Origin of the sequence: Corynebacterium sp. NML120713, assembly GCF_001875735.1 — a bacterium.
GTDB classification, from domain to species: domain Bacteria; phylum Actinomycetota; class Actinomycetes; order Mycobacteriales; family Mycobacteriaceae; genus Corynebacterium; species Corynebacterium pseudogenitalium.
The window spans coordinates 78,907-100,268 of sequence record NZ_MLCR01000007.1; the positions used below are offsets into that span (position 1 = coordinate 78,907).

Consider the following 21,362-nt stretch of genomic DNA (forward strand, 5'->3'; position numbering starts at 1 on the left):
ATGGCCTATCAAAACGAGGATATACCTTAAAGATAAACAAGCGAATATTTGATAATTGATTTATAAATAAATGAAACGGCAAGTATGGAACACTCAAACGAACAATTGAGTGTTAAAAGGTCAAGCGGGGAGTTGAAATTTTAATATTTTAGGGTCAGCTCCTGTGATAATTCTGGAAAATATGCAGATTGCAGTACGTTTGTACTGCTTGCACCCACCCTCAATTGGGGGTAATCAAAATGTATAAAAATATGAATGCAACTTTTATAAAGTCGCTCAGAGTGGGGCTATATATGCACTGCAGCGCAATATATGCAACTAGGGCCTTAAAGGATTCTGAATTCTTGTCAGGAATGTATGGTGTTGAGCATGTCAAATACTTCTAGCGCCTCTATGGCAGCGGACATCAAGGGTCCGCCGATTAAACCCGTCAGTCACGGCAAGGCGGTGCTGTTCCTCGCTCTCGGCACTGCGTTCCTTGCAGGCACCCCGCTGTGGGTCAAAGCTACGAACATGGATCCGGCGACGCAGGCGTTCCTGCGTGTTGTGATCGGTTGCCTCGTGTTGATCCCGTTCGGTGTTATGGAAATCCGCAAGAAAGAGTCGCTGAGCAAGAAGGGCATCATGCTCTCCATCGCTTCCGGCCTCTTCCTGGGCGTGGACTTCACGTGCTGGAACTACTCCATTTTCTACGTAGGCGCGGGTGTTGCTGCGATTCTGCTGAACCTGCAGGTCATCATCGTGCCGATGCTGACTGCTGTCTTTGATAAGTACAAGATTCCGCCGGTGTTCCTGATCCTTGTCCCGATCATGGCCGTCGGTGTGATGCTGACCGGTGGCGTCTTCGAGGCTGCCGAGGCATCTGGTGGGCCGGAGTCCATCTACGGCATTAAGACCGCGACGCTGGGTACCATGTTCGGCCTGACCTCGGGTGTATGCTACTCGTTCTACCTCTACCTCTCCCGCAAGGCTGGTACCTCTGCACGTAAGGACCTTTACGTCCAGCCGATGATGTACACGATGGGTGCCCAGGCTATCGCGCCAACAATCGTGGCATTCTTCATCTCGCCGCGTAAGGGATTCGACTTTGTCAACGGCGTCCTGATTGACGGACAGCTCCCATTGGTTGACCCTGAGCACACCGTCGGTGACGCGCTGACGACTTGGAACTGGTTCAACCTGCTCTGCTTGGCTATCCTTGGCCAGGCGCTGGCGTGGACCTTCGTCCAGTACGGCACGGTCTGGCTCGACCCGACCCTGTCCGCAGGTATTCTGCTGCTCTCGCCGGTTACCTCCGTCATCATTGCGGCTCCGCTGTTCGGTGAGATCCCATCCGTCCTGCAGATCGTCGGTATCTTCCTGATTTTGGGTACAGTGGCATACCAGAACGGACTGTTCTCAATGTTTACAAAATCAAAGATGAAAACCGACCATGAGAATCCGGACCACTCGCTCGATGAACAACTCATTAGAGAGGGATTAGCGCCCGGACACTCACCGGAAGAAGCCTCGGATAACCCGAAGAAGCACCACCATCACCACTAATTCGGAGTAGGTTCGGGGCGAACCGAAAGATTTCACAACTACAGTGAAAACCCGAACCCCGTCTGTTCCGAAAGGCACAGGCGGGGCATCGGCAAATAATCGAATAATCATCGTCAACGAGCAAGGAGAAGAAATGAAGCTGACCCAGCGCGAACAGGAAAAGCTGCTCATCGTGGTTGCTGCCGATGTGGCACGTCGCCGCAAGGAGCGTGGCGTGAAGTTGAACTACCCAGAGTCGGTAGCGCTCATCACGGACTACCTCATGGAGGGCGCCCGCGACGGCAAGACCGTAGCGCAGCTGATGTCTGAAGGCATTCAGGTACTTACCCGTGACGACGTCATGGAAGGCGTTCCGGAGATGATCTCTGACGTCCAGGTTGAGGCAACCTTCCCTGACGGCACCAAGCTTGTCACTGTCCACAACCCAATCCGATAAAAGGAGACTATCCATGATTCCAGGCGAATACTTCATCAAAGAAGGCAAGGTCATCCTGAACGAAGGCAGCGAGTCGATCACGCTCGAGGTGAAGAACACCGGCGACCGTCCGATCCAGGTCGGTTCCCACTTCCACTTTGCAGAAGCCAACAGTGCCCTCGAGTTCGACCGCGAAGCTGCGATGGGCAAGCGCCTCGATATTCCGTCGGGCACCGCAGCCCGTCTCGAGCCAGGCGATTCCCGCACTGTTGAGCTCATCGACTTCGGCGGCAAGCGCGAAGTTCACGGCTTCAACGGCCAGGTCAACGGCCCAGTCAAGTAAACGGAATACGAAAGCTTTAAGGAAGGGAACAAAATGGCATATGAGATCGATAGGCGTCAGTACGCCGAGCTTTACGGTCCACACACCGGTGACGGTGTCCGCCTCGCGGACACCTCGCTGATCGCACGCGTTGAGAAGAACCTGCTGAAGCCAGGCGAAGAGGTCAACTTCGGTGGCGGCAAGGTTATCCGCGACGGCATGGGTCAGAACTCCCGTGTTACCGGTGAGGAACTGATTCCGGACCTCGTTATCACGGGCCCGATCATTATTGACTACACCGGTATCTACGTTGCTGACATCGGCATCAAGGACGGCAAGATCCTCAAGATCGGCCGTGCAGGCAACCCAGATATCCAGGACGGCATTGACATCGTCGTTGGTGTTGCAACCGAGGTCATCGGTGGCGAGGGCAAGATTGTCACCGCCGGTGCGGTGGATACCCACATTCACTTCATTTCCCCAGACCAGGTCATGGCTGCCCTGGATAACGGCACCACCACCCTCATCGGTGGCGGCGTTGGCCCAGTTGATTCCACCAACGCGACGACGGTCTCCGCCGGTGCGACCAACATCAAGCACATGATCGAGGCTTCGGTTGACTTCCCGGTCAACGTTGGCTTCCTTGGCAAGGGCCACGCATCCGCGCTGAACCCGCTGCGTGAGCAGATCAAGGCCGGCGCAATCGGCCTGAAGATTCACGAGGACTGGGGTGCGACCGCGAACACCATCGACAACGCGCTCAAGGTCGCGGACGAGATGGACGTCCAGGTCGCGATCCACACCGACACCCTCAACGAGGGTGGCTTCGTGGACAACACCGCCAAGGCAATTGATGGCCGCGTCATTCACACCTTCCACACCGAGGGTGCTGGCGGCGGCCACGCGCCGGACATCATCGAGCTGGCTGGCCACCCGAACGTGCTGCCAGCATCGACCAACCCGACGCTGCCGTACACCCGCAACACGCTGGATGAGCACCTTGACATGATCATGGTCTGCCACCACCTGAACCCGGATCTCCCGGAGGACGTGGCGTTCGCAGACTCCCGTATCCGCAAGGAGACCATCGCGGCGGAGGACGTCCTGCACGACATGGGCATCATCTCCATCACCTCCTCCGACTCCCAGGCAATGGGCCGTGTCGGCGAAGTTGTGCTGCGCACGTGGCAGGTCGCTGACCGCATGAAGCAGCAGCGTGGTCCGCTCGAGGGCGACTCCGAGGGCAACGACAACGAGCGCATCAAGCGTTACGTGTCCAAGTACACCATCAACCCAGCAATTGCTCACGGCATCGCTCACGCTGTCGGTTCCGTTGAAGAGGGCAAACTCGCTGACCTGGTGATTTGGGAGCCAGCGCACTTCGGCGTCAAGCCGCTGATCGTGCTGAAGTCCGGCTACGTTGCACGTGCCGAGATGGGCGACTCCAACGCATCCATCCCGACGCCACAGCCACGTACCATGCGCTACTCCTACGCAGCGTACGGTGACGCTGTCCGTCGCACGAGCGTTACCTTCCTGCCGACGGCCGCATTCGAGGCCGGCGTGCCGGACGCGCTGAACACGAACCGCCGATTCGTCGAGGCCAAGGGCATGCGCAACATCTCCAAGGCAGACATGAAGTACAATTCCGAGACGCCTGACATCAAGGTCGATCCGGAGACCTACGTACTGACTGTCAACGGCGAGGAAATCCACTCCGAGCCAGCTGAAGAATTGGCTATGGCACAGCGCTACTTCTTGTTCTAAGGTGGACAAGTAGCAGAGGCGAGCAGGGGCAGTAGATGCTGCCTCAGCTCGCTTTTTAATTTCTGCCACCAAAAAATTAACGAAAGGTAGTTATCGTAAAATGATCGTTACTGAGGTTCTCGGCAACGTGAATACCACCGAGGGTATTGATACGTCGAACTGCGATTACGTCGTGTTCGACAACGAATCCCGCGTCAAGCGCATCCAGCGCGTGACCACCGAACAGGGCACCGAACTCGGCATCAGTCTCAACAGTGACTTCCGTGAGTTCGTCGATGGCGATATTCTGGCCCGCGAGGGAGACACGCTGATCGTCGCAAAGATCGCGGCTTCCGACGTCCTGGTGATCGAACCGGCGACTATCCGCGAGGCCCTCGAGGTCGCTCACGCGCTCGGTAACCGTCACCTCCAGGCGCAGTTCTTCGCCGCTGGTGAGCACGGGTTCGATAAGGACGTTATGGTCGTTCGCTACGACCACACGGTGGAGCACCACATCCAGCACACGGGTGTGTCCTACCACCGCGGTGAATACGTGATGCCGAAGGCGTTCCGTCATGCAGAGCACACCCACTAACCGCAGCCAGCTCGTCGTCTGGCACCTTACCGACTCCGCACTGCCGACTGGTGGCTTCGCGCACTCCGCGGGCATGGAAACCTACCTGCAGCGCGATACCGTCCACGACGCCGACACGTTCGCGAAATGGCTGCGTGGTTACCTATACCAGGCCACATTTAACGACGCCCTCGCGGCTCGGTTCGCGGTCGAGCTGCAGCAGTCTGGCCTGTCGGAGGCGGAGCGCGTCGAAAAGCTCACTGAGCTTGATGCTCTGGTGCACGCGACGCAGACGCCGAAGGAGCTGCGTGCCGCGATGCAGTCGATGGGTCGGCGTATGTCGAAGGTCGCCAAGATTGTCGACGCCAGCGATGCGCTCGTCACCGAGTACGACCGCGGTCTTGCGGCCCGCGAATACAAGGGCAACCCCGGTATCGCGTTCGGGCTGGTGCTCGGCGCAGCCGGGGTGGAGGAGTACACCGCCGTCGAGGCGTACCTCATGCAGCTGGCGACGTCGATGGTGCAGAACGCCATCCGCGCGATTCCGCTCGGTCAAGACGCTGGGCAGCGACTCCTCGTCGGAGTGTATGACTGGGTATCGCGCTACGCAGCGGTGACTATGGATCACACAATCCACGACTTGGGTGTGGCCGCGCCGGATATGGAAATCGCGCAGATGGAGCACGAGTTCCTGCATTCGCGCATGTTTATGTCTTAAACCTTGGAAGGAATGTTGAATTATGTCAGTTATTAAGATTGGTGTCGGTGGCCCTGTTGGCTCCGGCAAGACGCAGCTCATCGAGCGTATTACGCGCGCGCTTGAGGGAGAGATCTCCATGGCCGCGATTACCAACGATATTTACACCACTGAGGACGCACGCATCCTCGCTCGCGATGGCGTGCTGCCAGAGGACCGCATCATCGGCGTAGAGACCGGTGGCTGCCCGCACACCGCTATTCGTGAAGACACTTCGATGAACGAGGCCGCCTACGAGGAGCTGCTGAACCGCCACCCGGACCTGGAGCTGGTGTTCATGGAGTCCGGCGGCGATAACCTGTCCGCAACGTTCTCCCCGGAGCTCGTCGACTTCTCGATTTACATCATCGACGTGGCCCAGGGCGAGAAGATCCCGCGCAAGGCAGGCCAGGGCATGATCAAGTCCGATCTGTTCGTGATCAACAAGACGGACCTTGCCCCGTACGTCGGTGCTGACCTGCAGGTCATGGCGGATGACTCGAAGAAGTTCCGCGGTGACAAGCCGTTCGTGCTGACCAACCTCAAGACCGACGAAGGCCTTGACCAGGTCATCGAGTGGATTCGTCGAGATGTGCTCATGCAAGATCTCGACACCAAGGCGTAGCTTGATGTGGGGCGAGTCAAGCGCGGTCTTCACCCACGAACCGCCGCATGAGGAAACTGGTGTACTGGAGCTCGGTATCGGTATTGGCGGTACCAAGTCCGTAGCGAAGCGGCAGTACCACAAGGGTGCATTCAAGATCATCCGCCCGCACTACCTGGATGACTCCGGCCAGGTCTACTACACCATCGCCAACCCCGGAGGGGGATACGTTGGTGGCGACGTGTACCGGATGGAAGTCGAAGTGGAGCCGAACTCCTCCGTGCTCCTGACTGACCAGTCCGCGGCGAAGGTCTACCGCACTCCGGACGACTACGTCGTGCAAAACGTGGAGTTCACCCTGCACGGCAACGCAGTGATGGAGTACATCCCGGACCAGCTGATTCTGTACCGGGAGGCGGACTTCCGCCAGCAGATCACCGTCAACATGGACGCGGAATCGCAGCTGTTCATGTCGGACATCGTCACACCGGGTTGGTCCCCAGACGGTGGCCAGTTCCTGTACGAGCAGGCGCATCTGCGCAACGTTGTGCGCGTCGACGGCAAGCTTGCTGTGGTGGACAATGTGCGCATCGAGCCGACGAAGGAACTCTTCAACGACGTGAAGGAATCCTTCCTGGGCCAGCACACTCACTTCGCAACAGCGATCTGCATCGACCCGAACGTGACTCCAGAGCTCCTGGAGAAGGTGAGAGACGCTGTGCGTAACTCCCTGGAAGGCGAGGGCACTGCGAGCGCCTCGGTCACGGAGACCGAAGTGCCAGGCTTCGTGCTTCGCGGTGTTGCTGACTGGACAGAGGACCTGATGCGCATCATTAAGGCGGCAGCGAACGTGGTTCGCACCGAGACGCGCGGCCAGGGGCCGATCGACCTGCGCCAGTACTAGTTACTTGCTACTGGCCGTATCCGGGCCATGCCCATGATTGTGGGCATGGCCCGCACCTATCCAGTGCAAAAGCTCATGGATGTCATCGTTTGCGATGGCGTAGTAAATGCTGCGGCCGTCACGCTTCGATGCCACCGTGCCGTTATTTTCCATCGCGCGCAACGCGGCGGAAGCAGTTGCGATGCGCACCTCTGTGACCTCTGCAAGCTCGGTTACAGTGAGCTTGTGCTGGCCAGCGTGGTGGATCGCAGCGAGCAGCGTCAACCGGGTCTGGTCCCCGAGGATCTTGAAAATCCCGGTCCAACGGGGGAAATCTACTGACTGAGCCACTACTGAAACCTTTCTGGAATCGTTTTCACTACACCGGATGGGAAATGTGCAGCACCGGGATGTCCTGGCTATCTCGGTCTAGGTTACCGCTCACACCGAAAACATTCTCAAGGACTGCTGGAGTAAGAACGTCGTCTGGCGCGCCGTTGCCCTTGAGCTGCTTGTCGTGCAGCAGCAAGAGGCGGTCGCAGTAGCGCGCGGCGAGTGCCAGGTCGTGGATCGCCAGCACGATGACCGTGTTGTGCTCACGGGACAAGTGGCGGAGCATGTTCATCAGCTTGTACTGGTGATGCAGGTCGAGGTGGTTCGTGGGCTCGTCCAAGAGCATCACCTTCGAACGCTGCGCCATCGCGCGAGCGACCATGGCACGTTGGATCTGGCCACCGGAGAGCTCCGACATCTTCTGGTCCACGATGCCCTCGAGGTCCGCGTGCCGCAGGGCGTGGAGGATAATCTCCTCATCCTCTGGCTCGGCCTGTGCGAACGGTCCGCGGCCGGCGCTGCGTCCAAGCTGGATCACCTCGCGCACGGTGAGCGGGATCTTGTCGCCGGAGTGCTGCGCCACGTACGACAGCACGTGGACGCGCTCGGCGCGAGGGTAGTCGCGGAGAGGCTTACCGTCGAAAAGCACATCGCCTGTGAATGGGTGCACCCCGGCGATGGATTTGAGCAGCGTGGACTTGCCGCAGCCATTCGGGCCGACGAGCCCGATGACCGAGGGGGCGTCCAGCTCGAAGGAGATGCCGCTCAAGATGGTCGTGCCAGGGAAGCCCGTTTCGAGGTTCTTGACTTCTAACATCAGTGCTTCCTCCGCAGGATCAAGAAGAACGCAGGGACGCCGATGAGCGCGGTGATCACGCCGACAGGCAGTTCCTGCGGGGCGAACAGGGCGCGGGCGATGGCGTCGGCAACCACAAGCGTAATCGCGCCGACCACCGCGGAAATCGGGATCAGGCTCGCGTGCCGCGGGCCAGAAATCATGCGCACCGCGTGCGGAACAATCAGGCCCACAAATCCAATTGCGCCAACGGACGCAACCGTAGCCGCCGTCATCAGCGACACCGCCACCAGCACCGCGTAGCGCAGCGCCACAACCGGAATGCCCATCGTGGACGCCGTCGCATCACCGAGGGAGAGCGCATCCAGGTAGCGCGACATCATCCACAACGCCACCGTGCCGATAGTGCCGACGATGAAGACGGCAACCACGGTGTACCAGCGGGCGGCGCTGAGCACACCGAGCAGCCAGAACATGATGCCACGGGTCGACTCGGCGTTCCCGGACGCGGTGACGATCAGCGAGGTCAGCGACTGGAACAGGAACCCGATCAGCACGCCGGTCAGCACCACACGCGCGGCGTCGGCGGCGCTGTTTCGCAGCAGCAGCATCAACATGCCAAAGGACACAAGCGCACCCACCGCAGCGCCGGCGATGATGCCGTACTGCCACGTCGAGAACAGAATAGCCACGACAGCGCCCGTCGAAGCGCCCGAGGAAATACCCAGCAGGTAGGGCTCGGCGAGGTCGTTGTGGGTGATGGCCTGCATCGCCACACCAGACACCGCGAGGATCGCTCCGACCATCGCAGCCATCAGGATGCGGGGGATGCGAAGCTCCGTCAAAATAGACATGCGCAGCGGGGAAGGGGCGGGCAACGCAGGATCGAAAATCCCCCGCAGCTCAGCAAAGCTCAGAGAGCTTGAGCCAATCGGAATAGAACAAACCATCGCGAGTACCAGCAGTACTAACGCGATGGCTGAAACAGTGACAGTCTTCTTCACAGTTACTTGGTTGCTCCGTCGAAGAGGCCGTCGTCAATTGCCTTCGAGATGTTCTGCACAACCTCGTAGGAACGAGCCGAAGCCGAGGTGGCGACGCCAGGAACCACAATGTACCTGTTGTTCTTGACCGCCTTCATCTCCTTGGTGCCCGGGGTGGACTCGAGGTCAGCGACCTTCTCCTCCCACTTGTCGCCGGGCTCACCGCGGCCAGGCAGGTCCGCCAGGATGATCACGTCCGGGTCAGCCTCAGCGACGGCCTCCCACGACACCTGCGGCCACTCCTCATCCAGGTTGGCGAAGACGTTCTTCATGCCGGTGCGCTCGCCCATGTTGGTCACGATCGACGGACCACCAGCGACGTACGGGGAGCCGCCAACCGAGGAGTAGAGCAGCATGAACGTGGTGCCCTTAGGCGCCTGCTTCGCGTTCTCCAGCTCGGAGGTCTGCTTCTCGATGAGCTTCTTCGCCTCCTCTTCGCGGCCGAAGAGCTTGCCCAGGTCCTCGAGGTCCTTCGCGATCAGCTGGAAGGAGTCCTTGCCCTTGTTGTCGCCGTAGGACGGGCACTCGCTGTTCGGGTTGAAGGTGGCGACGCCCAGCTTTGCCCACTCCTCGCGGGTACCGGCGGCGTCAGCGCGCCAGTTCTCGTCGAACGGGGAGAAAATGAAGTCTGTGTCTGCGTCACGCAGCTGCTCAGAGTTCGGGACCGACGGGCTGACTTCCTTCAGGCCGTCGAGGGAGAAGCCTGCTGGTGGCAGGTCCTTCTGGTGACCGTAGCCAGCGATCTGGTCCTTAGCGCCGAGCAGGAGCAGGGTGTCCGTTGCGCCCTGCTCGAGCGTGGTTGCACGCTGAACTGGGCCCTGGACGGTGACCTCGGTACCGCAGTTGTCGATGGTGATGGCCGAGTCGGACTGTGCTTGGGGAGCCTGCTCATCTGTGGAGCTGCAGCCGGTAAGGGCCAGTCCCGCAACGAGAACAGAGCCAAGAGCGGCGGAGATAGCGCGCATAACGCATCCTTTCAAACAATCAATCATGTGACAGAATGAGACTAGCGCGAAACCTTAAGAAAAGCTAGAAAACATTTATGAACGGCAAAGGTGCATCACACGGTGCGGAACGCCAGTATCAAGGAACTCCTCGCCCTCCGCGACAAGGCCAAACTGCTCGTAGTAGGAGACCAGGCCAGATTGCGCCTCGACGATCAGGTCGCCCGGCCAACGCTCCGTGAGCTGGATGCCCGTGTGCGCGATCCGCGGCCCAAGACCCGTGCCGCGGGCACTCGGGGCAACAACAAACCTGCCGAACCGAGGCCCCTCCTCGGTGGGGAAGATGCGCGCGCAGCCCTCGAGCTCAGTGCCGCGCCATGCGAGCAGATGGAGCGTGTCCGGGTGTGCGTCCTGCTCGTCGAGCTCCCGGTAGGGAGAGTGCTGCTCGGCAACGAAGACGTCGACGCGGAGTTTGAACAGCTCAAACGCCTCGAGTGAGGTGAGTTCAGAAAGCGGTGCTACCTGGATTCGGTGTGTGTTCATGAGGGGCAGTCTTTCGGGTTGCGGGATCTGGGTACGGCTCGATGCGGCCGGTTCGGCCGTACGAGAGGTGGCGGTGAAGCGCCTCGAATGGACCTTGCTTGTCGAAGTGTTCAAGCGTGGCGGCGAGCGCCACCGACAGCAGCCACACGGCGGCCCCGAGCAACATGGGACGGAACTCGCCGAGGCCCGGCAGCCACGTGGAGCTGATGAGCACCGCGGTCGGAAGCAGCATGAACGTCTGCAAGAGGTAGCCGGACATCGAGCGCTTTCCTAGCGCGATAATCGGCATGGTCCAGCGGGGTGGCTGCTGGTTCCAGTGCTGCGTCGCCAGCGCGAACGCGGCCAGGATGCCGGGGCCGGTGAGGAGCCCGAAGCTCTGATTCATGATCGACCAAAATGTCGGTGTCGACGCTGGAAGGATGCCCAGCTGTGCAAGACCAAGTGGGATACCAATCGCAATAACAACCGCAACGGCCGCCCCGACCCACACCCACAGTGTGCGCGCGTGCTCCTTCACGTCGGTGAGCACGCCGTCACGCGCCCACACAAAACCAATGAGGGAAAGCGCCCCCAGCTGGATCACAACGAGGGGCTGCGAGAGCGTCATGTAGAACGCGAATTCTTGGTTATCCGCAAAGTACAGAGCAAAGGAGCTGGTGTCCGGCGCTGGCGCCATGAGGTCCAGTGGTGAGCCAAAGAAGAGTATGGCGATCAGCGTGTATATGAGGCACGACAGTCCCAAAATGGTTCCGGAGATGATGTAGAGCACGCCGGAGCGAATGTTCACGAGCAGCGCCATCAGCACACCGATAAGGCCGTAGGTCAACATGATGTCGCCACTGAACAGCAGCCACATGTGCACTAGGCCAAACAGTGCGAGGAACCCGTAGCGTCGCGCAAGCACACGCCTAGCAGCACCCGATGGGTAGCCCTTTCGCGCCAAACTCGCCGCGACCAGACCGAAGCCGAATCCGAGCAGCGTGGAGAACATTGGCAAGCCGCGAACGTGCACGAACATCGCCGCGAAAAGAGTTGCTGCTTGGTCCGCGAACGTGCCGGGGTGGTTGCCTGTGACTGTCGTGCTCAGGGGAGTGAGCCAGTACGAAATCGCGTTGGCGACGGCGATGCCAAGCAGCGCGAGGCCCCGTGCGATATCCGGGACGACGAGCCGTTGCTGTCGATGATCGTTGCGCATGAAACCAAAGCGTACGGCAGGGGACAGTACGCATCAACCGCCGCCTGGGATCCCTGGTTGCCAGTCGCAACGCCCGAATGTGCACCGCTTTCCGGGCCGATGGGGCAAAACAGTGCAAAAGGTGGCATTGTGTTACACAAGAAACGTCTGCGGTTGGAGTGGAAGGGTGCCTATGTTGCTGCGCCGAGTCTGTGCGTTCGTTGCTGGGGTTGGAATCGCGGTCGCGGGGATGGGGAGTGTGTCGCCCGCGCATGCGCAGGTGCGCTCGGCGTACGAGGGCAATGTCGACCCGAACTACGTCTGGCGTAGCGACGCCGCTTCGAAGCTCCTCGCCGGAAAACCCTGGACTGACTATGTGCTGCACCGTGTGCCTGGTTCCTTCCACGACGCACCAAGGATCCCGGAAGCATCGAACCAGGCGCTCACGCGAGGAAATTCGCTGTACGGGCCGAGCACCCCGATTTACGTCAAGCGCACGGACGGCACTGAATCAATGTGCACTGTCGCCGTGGCTGGCTACGACGACAAGGGGCACAAGTACGCCCTGACCGCAGGGCACTGCGGCGAAGCGGGCGACGCCGTCACCTCCGCCGACTCCTGGCAGGTCGGGCCCTCTGGCACCATCGTGGACGTCAACCGCGACCTCGACTACGCGCTGATCGAGCTGGGCTCCAACGCGGAGGTCACCCGCTCCTACAACGGCGTCCGCATCAACCACCTCGGCAGCAAGCCGGTGAAGCCCGGAAATATCGTGTGCAAGCAGGGCGTGGCCTCCGGCTGGACGTGCGGTGCGACACTGCACGACTGGGAAAGCATGAACATCTCCCACACCTGCGCCATGCAGGGCGACTCGGGCGCGCCGGTGGTGGTGGGCGACCGCCTGGTCGGCATCCTGAACGGTGGGGTGCTCCCGGCACCGTTTGATGTCTCGTGCCACAGCCCGCTGCAGGGCGTGATTCACGCGCCGACGGGCGCCGTCAGGCTGGACGCGGTGCTGTCCACGCTGAACAACGGCTTCCGTCTGCCTTAGGCGCCAATCACCTCGCGGGCGGCGTCGTGCAGCAGCCCGTTCGTGGCGATCGCGTCGCCGCCGTGCGGCCCAGGCTCGCCGGCGAGTGAGCTAAACGTGCCACCAGCCTCGGTGACCAGGACGGACAGTGCAGCAAGGTCCCACACGGACACCTCCGGCTCCGCAGCGATATCAACGGCGCCCTCGGCCACCAGGCAGTAGCCGAAGAAATCCCCGTAGCCCCGCAGGCGCCAGGTGCGCTCGGAAAGCGCAATGAAGTTCTCCTGCAGGCCGCGGGCCTTCCAGCCCTCGAGCGAGGACATTGCCAGGGAGGCGTCCGCAAGTTCACTCACGTGGGAAACCTCGAGGCGTTTTAGGCTGCCCTTGTTGAACGTCCGCCACGCACCGGAGCCCTGGGCTGCGTACCAGCGGCGCGCGAGCGCCGGGGCGGAAACGACGCCCAAGACTGGTTGGCCGTCGACAAGCAGCGAAATCAGCGTTGCCCAGACGGGGACACCGCGGACGAAGTTCTTCGTGCCGTCGATCGGGTCGATTACCCACTGGCGGCCTTCGAATACGGTCTCGCCGCCGAACTCTTCGCCGACGATCGAGTCGCCCGGGCGGGCCTCGGCGAGGCGCTCACGTAGCACCTCCTCGACAGCAACATCGGCGTCGGAGACCGGGGTCATATCCGGCTTCGACTTCACCTTCAGATCGGAAGCCTCGAAGCGGTCGAGCGTGATCGCGTCCGCAGCATCAGCGAGCTCTAACGCGAGGGCAAGGTCATCGTCATAAAGATTCGTCATGCTGTGTAAGCCTAGCTTCAATCTCCGACACAGTTTGTGGATTTCCGGCAACGCACCAGGTCACCCCGCCCGCAGGCACCTTCTTTGCCACGCCGCCGACAGCCTCGATGAGTGCCTTTCCTGGCAACCAGTCCCAATCGGCAACTGAATGCTGCAGCCACCCGCCGAGCTGGCCACTGGCGATATTGGACAGGTCCACGGAGCCCGCGCCCCACATGCGGATCGTCGCCGCGTCGCGCACCGCGCGCAACCACGCGTTCCGGATGGCGTCATCCCGCATGAACGTTGGGTGCAGGTACGTCACCAGGCCCTGCGAAGGCAGCGACGCCGCCTCGAGGTCGGGCAGTGGCTCGCCGTTGCGCGTCGCGACGCCGTCGTGGGCGAGCCACGTCGTCTTCATCGCCGGGCGGTGCACCGCGCCAATCAAGATCCGCGCCGGGTCTGAGGGCTCCCCCTCCACCAGTGCGAGCGCCGAGCAGAAGTAGTCCGAGCCCTGCGTGAAGTTGAATGTGCCGTCGACCGGGTCGATCACCCACGTCCGCGAAGAAGCGCCCTGCTTCGCAGCACCTTCTTCGCCGAGCACGCCGTCGTCCGGGCGCAGTGCCGCGAGCGTCTCCGCGACGAAGCGCTCGGCGGCGCGGTCCGCCTCCGTCACCACGTCAGAAATTGAGGTCTTGTAATCCGTCGCAAGGCCTTCCTCCCGCATCCGCAACGCAAGCGAGCCAGCATGCTCCACCAACGCGGCGGCCAGTGTTGCGTCATCAGAGTCTTGATGTTGCTCAATGAAAGAAGTCATGTACCTATTATGGGGCTGTGCGCGCATTTTGTGGGGCGTCGTCTAGACTTCGACGGTATGCAACCGGAGACGCTCGCTCGAATGAAACGTATTGACGCCACGTTGACCACCATCGAAAAGGTCATGGACCTCGACGAAATGGCCCTGCGCATCAAAGAACTCGAGCAGCAAGCCGGCGACCCGAGCCTCTGGGACGACCCCGCCCACGCGCAGCAGGTCACCTCGGAGCTCTCCAGCGTCCAGGCTCGCCTGAAGAAGGTCACGAGCTTGCGCTCGCGTATCGACGACCTCCCCGTCATGTACGAACTCGCCGAAGAGGAAGGCGATCCTTCGCTCGCCGACGATGAGCTCGACGCCGTCGAAGCGGACGTCGATTCGCTAGAAGTGCAGACGATGCTGTCCGGCGAGTACGACGAGCGCGAAGCCGTGGTCAACATCCGTTCTGGCGCCGGTGGTGTTGATGCTGCCGACTGGGCCGAGATGCTCATGCGTATGTACATCCGCTGGGCGGAAAAGCACGGTCACAACGTGGACGTGTACGACATTTCGTATGCGGAAGAGGCTGGGATTAAGTCGGCGACCTTCGTGGTACACGGGGAATATATGTACGGCCAGCTCTCCGTCGAGCAGGGCGCGCACCGGCTGGTGCGTATTTCGCCGTTCGACAACCAGGCGCGACGCCAGACCTCCTTTGCCGAGGTGGAGGTGCTACCGGTGGTGGAGCACACCGACCACATCGACATCCCGGATTCCGATATCCGTGTGGACGTCTACCGCTCCTCCGGCCCCGGCGGGCAGTCGGTAAACACCACGGACTCGGCGGTGCGCATCACGCACATCCCGACCGGCATCGTAGTGACCTGCCAGAACGAGAAGTCTCAGATCCAGAACAAGGCATCCGCGCTCAACGTGCTGCAGTCCAAGCTCCTGGAGAAGAAACGCATGGAAGAAAAGGCTGAGATGGACGCCCTCGGTGCCGGTGGCAACGCCAGCTGGGGCAACCAGATGCGCTCCTATGTCCTGCACCCGTACCAGATGGTGAAGGACCTGCGCACGAACTACGAGGTAGGCGACCCGCAGAAGGTGCTCGACGGCGACATCGACGGTTTCTTGGAGGCCGGTATCCGCTGGCGCATGGGCCAACTCCAGTCACAGGAGTAACAGAAGAAGTAGTAGTGTGTAGCGGGTGATCACTTTTTCCAACGTGACGAAGGTCTACCCGACGTCCACACGCCCAGCACTCGACGATGTCTCATTCGAAATTGCCGACGGCGACTTCGTCTTTCTCATCGGCCCGTCCGGGTCCGGCAAGTCGACGTTGCTTCAGCTGATGATCCGTGAGGAAAACCTGACCTCGGGGGATATCTACTTCGACGACTTCCACGTCAACGCATTAAAGGGCAGCAACGTAAACCTGCTGCGTCAGTCCATCGGCTACGTCTTCCAGGACTTCAGGCTGCTGCCCAAGCTAAACGTCTACGACAACGTAGCGTTCGCGCTCGAGGTGATTGGTAAGAAGAAGCAGCGCATCGCAAAACTCGTGCCAGAAGCACTCGAGCTGGTCGGCCTGGATGCGAAGGCGAACCGCATGCCACACGAACTGTCAGGCGGTGAGCAGCAACGCGTCGCAATCGCGCGAGCGTTCGTCGATAAGCCCCCACTCGTCCTTGCCGACGAGCCCACGGGCAACCTCGACCCGGGAACCTCCGACGAGATCATGGCGCTGCTCGCGCGCATCAACCGCCTTGGCACCACCGTTGTGATGTCCACCCACAACGCGCGCGCCGTCAACGATATGCGCCAGCGCGTCATGGAACTGCACCTGGGCAAACTTGTTCGCGACGACGCCAACGGCGTCTACGGAACCGTGAGGGGATAAGCATGAACTGGAACTTCATTTTCCGCGAAGGCCTCCGCGGCCTCGGACGCAACTTCACCATGACCATCGCGCTCATCATCACCACGGCGCTTTCGCTCGTGTTGGTTGGTGCCGGCATCCTCATTTCACAGGCGACGAGCGCGACGAAGGACCTCTACCTCGACCGCGTCGAAGTCATGGTGGAGCTCGACGAGACCATCTCCGCTGAGGACAACGACTGCTCCTCCGAGGCCTGCCGCGAGGTGCGCGACACCCTGCAAGCCGACGACCGCGTCGAACAGGTGACCTTCCGTTCCCGCGAGCAGTCCTACGAACGCTTCGTGGAGCTCTTCCAGGAGTCCGAGCCGGACCTTGTGCGCGAAACCTCCCCGGACGCGCTGCCCGCCGCGCTGCACGTGCGCCTCAAGGACCCGTCCGACATCGCACCTATCGACGCCATCCGTGACATGCCGCAAGTTGCCATGGTCAGCGACCAGGCCGACACCGTACGCGAGGCCGCCGGCACCATGGACACCTTCCGCAACGTGACGTTCGTCGTCGCCGCGGCGCAGGCACTGGCGTCGCTGTTCCTGATCGTGAACATGGTCCAGCTCGCCGCGTACAACCGACGCGAGCAGATCGCGATTATGCGCATGGTTGGTGCATCCCGCTGGTTCACCCAGGCCCCGTTCGTGCTGGAAGCGGTGCTCTCCGTGCTGATCGGCGCGGTGCTCGCCACCGTGCTCGCGTGGGTAGGGAAGCGCTCACTGGTGGACCCGATGCTCGGCGACCTCTACGCGTCCCAACTCGTCGCCCGCGTTCCGGACTCCGCCGTCCTGACAGTGATGCCGCTTGTCGGACTTGGGGCCGTCGTCATCGGTGCCCTCGCAGCTCAGGTGGCACTGCGCAGCTACGTGCGGAAGTAGTAGGGTGGAACGCCTATGGGCAAGAAGAAGAAACAAAAGCTGAGCAACACCGGGGTCCTTGCGACGAACCGGAAAGCGCGCCACGACTACAACATCCTGGACACCTGGGAGGCGGGCATCGTGCTCGTCGGCACCGAGATCAAGTCGTTGCGCGAAGGCAAAGTGTCCCTCGTTGAGGCGTTCGCCACCATCGATAACGGTGAGGTCTGGCTGCGCAACATGCACATCCCGGAGTACTCGAAAGGGCACTGGACGAACCACCCCCCACGCCGGACTCGCAAGCTGCTCATGCACCGCCGCGAAATCGACTCCCTGCAGGGCAAACTTCGCGACGGCAACCGCACCCTCATCCCGCTCTCGCTCTACCTCAAAGACGGTCGCGCGAAAGTCGAGCTCGGCCTGGGTCAAGGCAAGCAGGACTACGACAAGCGACAAGCCATCAAACGTCGCACCGAGGACCGCGAAATCGCCCGCGACCTCGGCCGGAAGTTCAAAGGCATCAAAGCCTAAGGAGGAACCTTCATGAAGCAAGCACTGGTCACAGGCGCCTCCCGCGGTATCGGTCGCGCGATCGCAGAGGAACTCGGCCGCGACCACCACGTCTACGTCGGCGCCTCCCGCGACGCCTCCGAGGTCGTCAGCACACTGCCCAGCGCGTCCCCCTTCGAAGTCGACCTGACCGACAGCGCCGCGGTGGCGGAGGCTGCATCAACCATTGAAGAGCTCGACGTGCTCGTGCTCGCCGCAGGCGTAATGACGCCTGCCCGCCTCACCGACCTCTCCGAAGCCGACCTGCGCCGCACCATGGAAGTCAACGTGATCGCGCCGATGCTGCTCACGAAGGCGCTCTTGCCCGCGCTGCGACGCAGCAACGGCCTCATCCTGACCATCAATTCCGGTGCAGGCTTCTTTGGTATCGACGGCAACTCCGCCTACTGCGCCTCCAAATTCGGCCTGCGCGGCTTCACCGATTCCCTTCGCCTGGAAGAAGCCGGTGCCGTGCGCGTGACCTCCCTGCACCCAGGACGCACTGACACCGACATGCTCCACGGCGACATGAACGGCCCAAAGATGCCGCCACAGTCCGTGGCGAAGGCCGCACGCCTCGCCGTCGATGCCGGCCCCGATGCCGTGGTCGAATTCCTGCGCATCACCCCAACCCCTTAAAGGCCCTTGCGTGATGCCGCGTGTGTCGGCTAGGGTGGTGCTTCTACGGTTCCCGTAGTACGAGGGGTCGATTCTGGTTTCGACTTCATCGACTAAGCCAGGGGAAGCGTGCCGGTGCAGGCTAGAGACCACCGTAAGCGTCGTAGCAACCAATAAACGCAGAGAAGAACTCTCAGCGTGACTACGCCCTCGCTGCCTAATTAGAAAGGTTCAGCGACCTGCGTGTCCGTCAGGCCGGGGATGCCCCCGACCCGGTACCTGGCGTCGACTTAGGGGGCTTGCCTTCCGGCCCTGTCAGTGGGGCCTCGGAAGGGACATTTTTCACTGACTGGGCCCGTCATCCGGACATGTTTGCCTGATCCGGAGGGCCGAGCAGAGGCAGTGCGCGAACTGCGCACGGAGAAGCCCTGGCGCGGTGGTGAAGGACCCGGGTTCAATTCCCGGCGGCTCCACTGAACACAAACCCCCAGACCCTCACGGGCCTGGGGGGGTTGTTCTTATTTGTGGCCAGAATGGGGGCGGCTTGACGGCTTGACCGAGAAATCGGTGTCGCGGTTGTCGACATGCCAAAGGCGGATAACTGGTCAGTCTCTTGCATGAAATTTTTGGCTGCCTTTCGCAAGCAAGCTATTGCCTTCTTCGTTTAGCAGCGCGTTTTCCTGGTAAAGCTGGCGCATTTTTCTACATTGGGCAGTGAGTTGCATGGGGTACGACCAGCATGTGCAAACGTTGGAATTTTGGTTTTTGTGCCAGTGCAGTACCCGTCGGCACACGTGTGAAGTGTGGTGCGGTTGATGTCTCAGGTCTCGACTGCGACTTTGAGTGAAACGCGTGGATCGTTGTTGTACATCGCGTTCTCGTCGCGCTTGAACAGATCTTGCCGGATATAAAAGTGGATCGTTTTTCCCGACCGAACACGGCCGGGATCAGAGGTGTTTACCAACTAGGGCGTCAGAGCCCAACGCCATCAGACGCTTTCTGTTACACAGCTCGTAACTGTGCCGCATAACGTAGAAAAGACAACCGGTACGGTCGTCTTCTCGATTTGAGTGAATCCTTTCTTTCACCCATGCTGTTTTGAACAGTACTAAAGGGCTTTGAGCGCTCTTCCATAACAAAAGCTAACGGTCCCAGCAAAGGCGCCTGCAGCTCCAATCATACAAGGAGGCACACCTGCACCTGCTGTAGGAGGTGCAAGAAGCCCACATGCGATTGAGATGGCAGTAACAACAGCCATAGGGACACCGGCATGATTTAGACAGCTGTCAAACGCATTCCAGGCATCGCGTACCCCACGCGTTTGGTAGTTAGCCTCCGATTCTCGGATCACATTGTCATACTCTGGTTTTCCGTTCACCCAAACTTGTAGGCGTGCATCGTTTGAGTTGAGTTGCTCAATGTGAACTTCAGCTACTCGCTTGATGGTGTTGTTTAAAGTGTGGATCAGGATGTAATCAGTATCGGTGTATTCTCCAGAGAGTGGAACCCTATAGACGGCTTCGTTATTTTTTCCTACCGTTAATGTCTTGTTAACGTTAACCTTGCCTATGTCGGCAATGTGCGGGATAGTTCCATCTACCAGACCTTTTTGGATTATTTCCTTTTCGCCTGCTGTAGCTTTACGCCCGGAGTCTTCCGGATAATTCTCCGCTGTTGAATGAGAGGTGCACTTGTCACTTTCTTGCGATGAAAGGTTCTCTTGAGCATTGGCCATTGGATGGCTTAACGATATGACGCAAGCAATGGTCAAGAGGGACGACGATAACCGTTTCATTTTGGGATCAGTCCTTTCCTTTTTCTTGATATTTTTTGATGAAATAGAGAGTTGGTAACCAGAAAATCGTTGAGATAATGAAGGTGCCAACGATTGCCAACACCGTTACGCTAGTTGGATTTGGGCCCTGGAAAAACCCAGATAGGAGGAGTCCTAGAAAGCTTAGTGATACTATGGCAAAAAAAGATCCCCAGAACTCTTTCCCACTCATGAGTGCTCCTCTCCTTGATTTTGGTTTCCAGTTAGAATATACGATTTTAAATTGTTCACTGTGTAAGGTTCGCGAAAATTATACTAAGGGTCAATCATTTGGCTACCCCCTTGCATCTTGAGGTTACCTTCGATTGGTGGACATAGTCGCGCAGGCAACGCTTGTTCATACCCCGGACGTGCTTATGGTCGGCCGGTTCGTTGTCGTCATGGACTTTCTTGGCGTTCGCCCCTGGGTGTTGAGGTTTTGTGATCGGTGTCGTCTTCTTGGGGGAGTTGCGGAAATTCGACTCTTTGACGCCCGCCCGAGCGCTGTGCATCGAGAGCCTGCACCTGTAGTGAGGACAGTCAATGGATTGGAGGCGTTGATTGAACGGACACCGCGAGTCGATGAGCCTTTGGAAGTCGTGCGTAAGGGGGGATAATGGAAGCTTGTTGGCGGCGCTATTGGAGAAGAGCTCGACCCAAGTGTGGATAAGCTTGGCGAAGGCACGAATTTACAGCGGGGTACTTGCCTACGTCTACGTACGGGCAGGACGAGTTGGTCTATACTGAACTGCGACTTACACTGCCGAAAGGAACCAAGGGCGTGTACTTGGGGTGGGATGAGTCGGCAGCGAAGACCATAAGCCTGTTTGGCCCGTCCGACGAATAAGAATTCCTGCTCGGGCGACAGATTCGGTATAGGGTCAGCAAAAGTAAGCGTCAGGGTGGGCTGAGGACTATTGAAGCGGAGGTGCTTGGTCAGGATGTGTAGCAATGATGGTGAAGACCGCTACCGGGACATGGGCCTCGAGATGATTCCGACGCCATGTTACGACGCGAAAACATTTGAGCCTTGCCGGGGGACGGCGTGGATGTGGCGGGTTGAAAACGGTGTTATAGCGCTCGAGTTAAACAACGACAAAGTGCTTGTCGGCGCTTCAAATGGGTTTGAAGACTACGTGGACTGGGACCGAGGACATGAATTACAATCTGTCATTTTACGTTCTGCCGCCGACGGGTTGAGCATGCCCGAAGCACTCGAGCGCGTCCGCAAGGTATTCGGTCCCCACCGTCGTTGTTGCGCTGAAAGAGATCAACGAGTCTGCTGACGAGCTTGGCCCAACTGCACAAGAGCTCATGAATTTGCGCTGA

Annotated in this window: 23 protein-coding genes and 1 other RNA gene; 15 read left to right on the top strand and 9 right to left on the bottom strand. The window is 59.9% G+C overall.

The genetic code is table 11. The annotated features are described in order from the left end of the window. Window positions 1-369: 369 nt before the first annotated feature. The 8 genes from BJP06_RS04255 to BJP06_RS04290 all read left to right on the top strand — a co-directional run bounded on the left by BJP06_RS04255 (window position 370) and on the right by BJP06_RS04290 (window position 6,846). On the top strand, window positions 370-1,545 hold the full coding sequence (locus BJP06_RS04255) for a DMT family transporter (protein WP_071572948.1): 1,176 nt from the start codon (window positions 370-372) through the stop codon (window positions 1,543-1,545). A gap of 133 nt (window positions 1,546-1,678) precedes the next feature. Further along, complete coding sequence (locus tag BJP06_RS04260; RefSeq protein ID WP_070362895.1) at window positions 1,679-1,981, top strand: urease subunit gamma; 303 nt, start codon at window positions 1,679-1,681, stop codon at window positions 1,979-1,981. 13 nt (window positions 1,982-1,994) lie between these two features. Beyond that, on the top strand, window positions 1,995-2,303 hold the full coding sequence (locus BJP06_RS04265; protein WP_071572916.1) for an urease subunit beta: 309 nt from the start codon (window positions 1,995-1,997) through the stop codon (window positions 2,301-2,303). A gap of 33 nt (window positions 2,304-2,336) precedes the next feature. Next, complete coding sequence (gene ureC, locus BJP06_RS04270; RefSeq protein WP_071572917.1) at window positions 2,337-4,049, top strand: urease subunit alpha; 1,713 nt, start codon at window positions 2,337-2,339, stop codon at window positions 4,047-4,049. A 100-nt stretch (window positions 4,050-4,149) separates the two neighbouring features. Then, complete coding sequence (locus BJP06_RS04275; RefSeq protein ID WP_071572918.1) at window positions 4,150-4,623, top strand: urease accessory protein UreE; 474 nt, start codon at window positions 4,150-4,152, stop codon at window positions 4,621-4,623. Continuing rightward, complete coding sequence (locus BJP06_RS04280; protein WP_071572919.1) at window positions 4,604-5,320, top strand: urease accessory protein UreF; 717 nt, start codon at window positions 4,604-4,606, stop codon at window positions 5,318-5,320. The genes BJP06_RS04275 and BJP06_RS04280 overlap by 20 nt, the downstream gene beginning before the upstream one ends. Window positions 5,321-5,342: 22 nt before the next feature. Further along, on the top strand, window positions 5,343-5,963 hold the full coding sequence (gene ureG, locus BJP06_RS04285; RefSeq protein WP_070362890.1) for an urease accessory protein UreG: 621 nt from the start codon (window positions 5,343-5,345) through the stop codon (window positions 5,961-5,963). A gap of 4 nt (window positions 5,964-5,967) precedes the next feature. Next, window positions 5,968-6,846, top strand: coding sequence for an urease accessory protein UreD (locus BJP06_RS04290; RefSeq protein WP_071572920.1), 879 nt, complete (start codon window positions 5,968-5,970; stop codon window positions 6,844-6,846). Here BJP06_RS04290 and BJP06_RS04295 read toward each other — a convergent pair whose 3' ends face one another. The 6 genes from BJP06_RS04295 to BJP06_RS04320 form a co-directional block, all read right to left on the bottom strand. After that, complete coding sequence (locus BJP06_RS04295) at window positions 6,847-7,176, bottom strand: helix-turn-helix transcriptional regulator (protein ID WP_071572921.1); 330 nt, start codon at window positions 7,174-7,176, stop codon at window positions 6,847-6,849. A 28-nt stretch (window positions 7,177-7,204) separates the two neighbouring features. After that, complete coding sequence (locus BJP06_RS04300; protein ID WP_071572922.1) at window positions 7,205-7,975, bottom strand: ABC transporter ATP-binding protein; 771 nt, start codon at window positions 7,973-7,975, stop codon at window positions 7,205-7,207. Next, on the bottom strand, window positions 7,975-8,958 hold the full coding sequence (locus tag BJP06_RS04305; protein ID WP_071572923.1) for an iron ABC transporter permease: 984 nt from the start codon (window positions 8,956-8,958) through the stop codon (window positions 7,975-7,977). The genes BJP06_RS04300 and BJP06_RS04305 overlap by 1 nt, the downstream gene beginning before the upstream one ends. 2 nt (window positions 8,959-8,960) lie before the next feature. Further along, window positions 8,961-9,962 carry an ABC transporter substrate-binding protein gene (locus tag BJP06_RS04310; RefSeq protein ID WP_071572924.1) on the bottom strand — a complete coding sequence of 334 codons (1,002 nt, stop codon included), beginning with the start codon at window positions 9,960-9,962 and terminating at the stop codon, window positions 8,961-8,963. Window positions 9,963-10,037: 75 nt separating this feature from the next. After that, entirely contained in the window at window positions 10,038-10,484 is a 447-nt protein-coding gene (locus BJP06_RS04315) for a GNAT family N-acetyltransferase (RefSeq protein ID WP_071572925.1), read from the bottom strand. Continuing rightward, a complete protein-coding gene (locus BJP06_RS04320; RefSeq protein WP_071572926.1) occupies window positions 10,447-11,679 on the bottom strand; it encodes a DUF418 domain-containing protein in 1,233 nt (410 codons plus the stop codon). Before BJP06_RS04320 ends, BJP06_RS04315 begins: the two co-directional genes overlap by 38 nt. Window positions 11,680-11,851: 172 nt before the next feature. Here BJP06_RS04320 and BJP06_RS04325 point away from each other — a divergent pair, with 172 nt between their 5' ends. After that, complete coding sequence (locus BJP06_RS04325; RefSeq protein ID WP_143110534.1) at window positions 11,852-12,709, top strand: S1 family peptidase; 858 nt, start codon at window positions 11,852-11,854, stop codon at window positions 12,707-12,709. On the opposite strand, the gene hisN is transcribed toward BJP06_RS04325, so the two are convergent. Together hisN and BJP06_RS04335 are read right to left on the bottom strand one after the other, a co-directional pair. Then, complete coding sequence (gene hisN / locus BJP06_RS04330) at window positions 12,706-13,494, bottom strand: histidinol-phosphatase (RefSeq protein WP_071572927.1); 789 nt, start codon at window positions 13,492-13,494, stop codon at window positions 12,706-12,708. The genes BJP06_RS04325 and hisN overlap by 4 nt on opposite strands. Further along, a complete protein-coding gene (locus tag BJP06_RS04335; protein WP_071572928.1) occupies window positions 13,478-14,290 on the bottom strand; it encodes an inositol monophosphatase family protein in 813 nt (270 codons plus the stop codon). Before BJP06_RS04335 ends, hisN begins: the two co-directional genes overlap by 17 nt. 57 nt (window positions 14,291-14,347) lie before the next feature. Between BJP06_RS04335 and prfB the strand changes: the two genes are divergently transcribed. The 6 genes from prfB (at window position 14,348) to ssrA (ending at window position 18,696) form a co-directional block, all read left to right on the top strand. Continuing rightward, window positions 14,348-15,451, top strand: coding sequence for a peptide chain release factor 2 (gene prfB, locus BJP06_RS04340; RefSeq protein WP_071572950.1), 1,104 nt, complete (start codon window positions 14,348-14,350; stop codon window positions 15,449-15,451). Between the two features lie 25 nt (window positions 15,452-15,476). Then, window positions 15,477-16,169 carry a cell division ATP-binding protein FtsE gene (ftsE, locus tag BJP06_RS04345; protein ID WP_071572929.1) on the top strand — a complete coding sequence of 231 codons (693 nt, stop codon included), beginning with the start codon at window positions 15,477-15,479 and terminating at the stop codon, window positions 16,167-16,169. A 2-nt stretch (window positions 16,170-16,171) separates the two neighbouring features. After that, window positions 16,172-17,074: a permease-like cell division protein FtsX gene (ftsX, locus tag BJP06_RS04350; protein WP_071572930.1), complete on the top strand. Its 903-nt coding sequence runs from the start codon at window positions 16,172-16,174 to the stop codon at window positions 17,072-17,074. Between the two features lie 15 nt (window positions 17,075-17,089). Next, on the top strand, window positions 17,090-17,584 hold the full coding sequence (smpB, locus tag BJP06_RS04355; protein ID WP_071572931.1) for an SsrA-binding protein SmpB: 495 nt from the start codon (window positions 17,090-17,092) through the stop codon (window positions 17,582-17,584). Window positions 17,585-17,596: 12 nt separating this feature from the next. Beyond that, window positions 17,597-18,241: an SDR family oxidoreductase gene (locus tag BJP06_RS04360; RefSeq protein WP_071572932.1), complete on the top strand. Its 645-nt coding sequence runs from the start codon at window positions 17,597-17,599 to the stop codon at window positions 18,239-18,241. Window positions 18,242-18,304: 63 nt separating this feature from the next. Further along, window positions 18,305-18,696, top strand: a transfer-messenger RNA (tmRNA) gene (ssrA, locus tag BJP06_RS04365). A gap of 632 nt (window positions 18,697-19,328) precedes the next feature. Here ssrA and BJP06_RS11825 read toward each other — a convergent pair. Beyond that, the gene (locus BJP06_RS11825) at window positions 19,329-20,105 is read right to left on the bottom strand and encodes a hypothetical protein (RefSeq protein WP_143110536.1); all 777 of its coding nucleotides are present in this window, start codon (window positions 20,103-20,105) and stop codon (window positions 19,329-19,331) included. Window positions 20,106-21,362: the final 1,257 nt, after the last annotated feature.

What these genes read in the sequence shown, in the direction of transcription:
- BJP06_RS04255 (WP_071572948.1), top strand. Translation starts at nt 370, where the DNA reads ATGTCAAATACTTCTAGCGCCTCTATGGCAGCGGACATCAAGGGTCCG.
- BJP06_RS04260 (WP_070362895.1), top strand. Translation starts at nt 1,679, where the DNA reads ATGAAGCTGACCCAGCGCGAACAGGAAAAGCTGCTCATCGTGGTTGCT.
- BJP06_RS04265 (WP_071572916.1), top strand. Translation starts at nt 1,995, where the DNA reads ATGATTCCAGGCGAATACTTCATCAAAGAAGGCAAGGTCATCCTGAAC.
- ureC (WP_071572917.1), top strand. Translation starts at nt 2,337, where the DNA reads ATGGCATATGAGATCGATAGGCGTCAGTACGCCGAGCTTTACGGTCCA.
- BJP06_RS04275 (WP_071572918.1), top strand. Translation starts at nt 4,150, where the DNA reads ATGATCGTTACTGAGGTTCTCGGCAACGTGAATACCACCGAGGGTATT.
- BJP06_RS04280 (WP_071572919.1), top strand. Translation starts at nt 4,604, where the DNA reads ATGCAGAGCACACCCACTAACCGCAGCCAGCTCGTCGTCTGGCACCTT.
- ureG (WP_070362890.1), top strand. Translation starts at nt 5,343, where the DNA reads ATGTCAGTTATTAAGATTGGTGTCGGTGGCCCTGTTGGCTCCGGCAAG.
- BJP06_RS04290 (WP_071572920.1), top strand. Translation starts at nt 5,968, where the DNA reads ATGTGGGGCGAGTCAAGCGCGGTCTTCACCCACGAACCGCCGCATGAG.
- BJP06_RS04300 (WP_071572922.1), bottom strand. Translation starts at nt 7,975, where the DNA reads ATGTTAGAAGTCAAGAACCTCGAAACGGGCTTCCCTGGCACGACCATC.
- BJP06_RS04310 (WP_071572924.1), bottom strand. Translation starts at nt 9,962, where the DNA reads ATGCGCGCTATCTCCGCCGCTCTTGGCTCTGTTCTCGTTGCGGGACTG.
- BJP06_RS04315 (WP_071572925.1), bottom strand. Translation starts at nt 10,484, where the DNA reads ATGAACACACACCGAATCCAGGTAGCACCGCTTTCTGAACTCACCTCA.
- BJP06_RS04320 (WP_071572926.1), bottom strand. Translation starts at nt 11,679, where the DNA reads ATGCGCAACGATCATCGACAGCAACGGCTCGTCGTCCCGGATATCGCA.
- BJP06_RS04325 (WP_143110534.1), top strand. Translation starts at nt 11,852, where the DNA reads ATGTTGCTGCGCCGAGTCTGTGCGTTCGTTGCTGGGGTTGGAATCGCG.
- hisN (WP_071572927.1), bottom strand. Translation starts at nt 13,494, where the DNA reads ATGACGAATCTTTATGACGATGACCTTGCCCTCGCGTTAGAGCTCGCT.
- BJP06_RS04335 (WP_071572928.1), bottom strand. Translation starts at nt 14,290, where the DNA reads ATGACTTCTTTCATTGAGCAACATCAAGACTCTGATGACGCAACACTG.
- prfB (WP_071572950.1), top strand. Translation starts at nt 14,348, where the DNA reads ATGCAACCGGAGACGCTCGCTCGAATGAAACGTATTGACGCCACGTTG.
- ftsX (WP_071572930.1), top strand. Translation starts at nt 16,172, where the DNA reads ATGAACTGGAACTTCATTTTCCGCGAAGGCCTCCGCGGCCTCGGACGC.
- smpB (WP_071572931.1), top strand. Translation starts at nt 17,090, where the DNA reads ATGGGCAAGAAGAAGAAACAAAAGCTGAGCAACACCGGGGTCCTTGCG.
- BJP06_RS04360 (WP_071572932.1), top strand. Translation starts at nt 17,597, where the DNA reads ATGAAGCAAGCACTGGTCACAGGCGCCTCCCGCGGTATCGGTCGCGCG.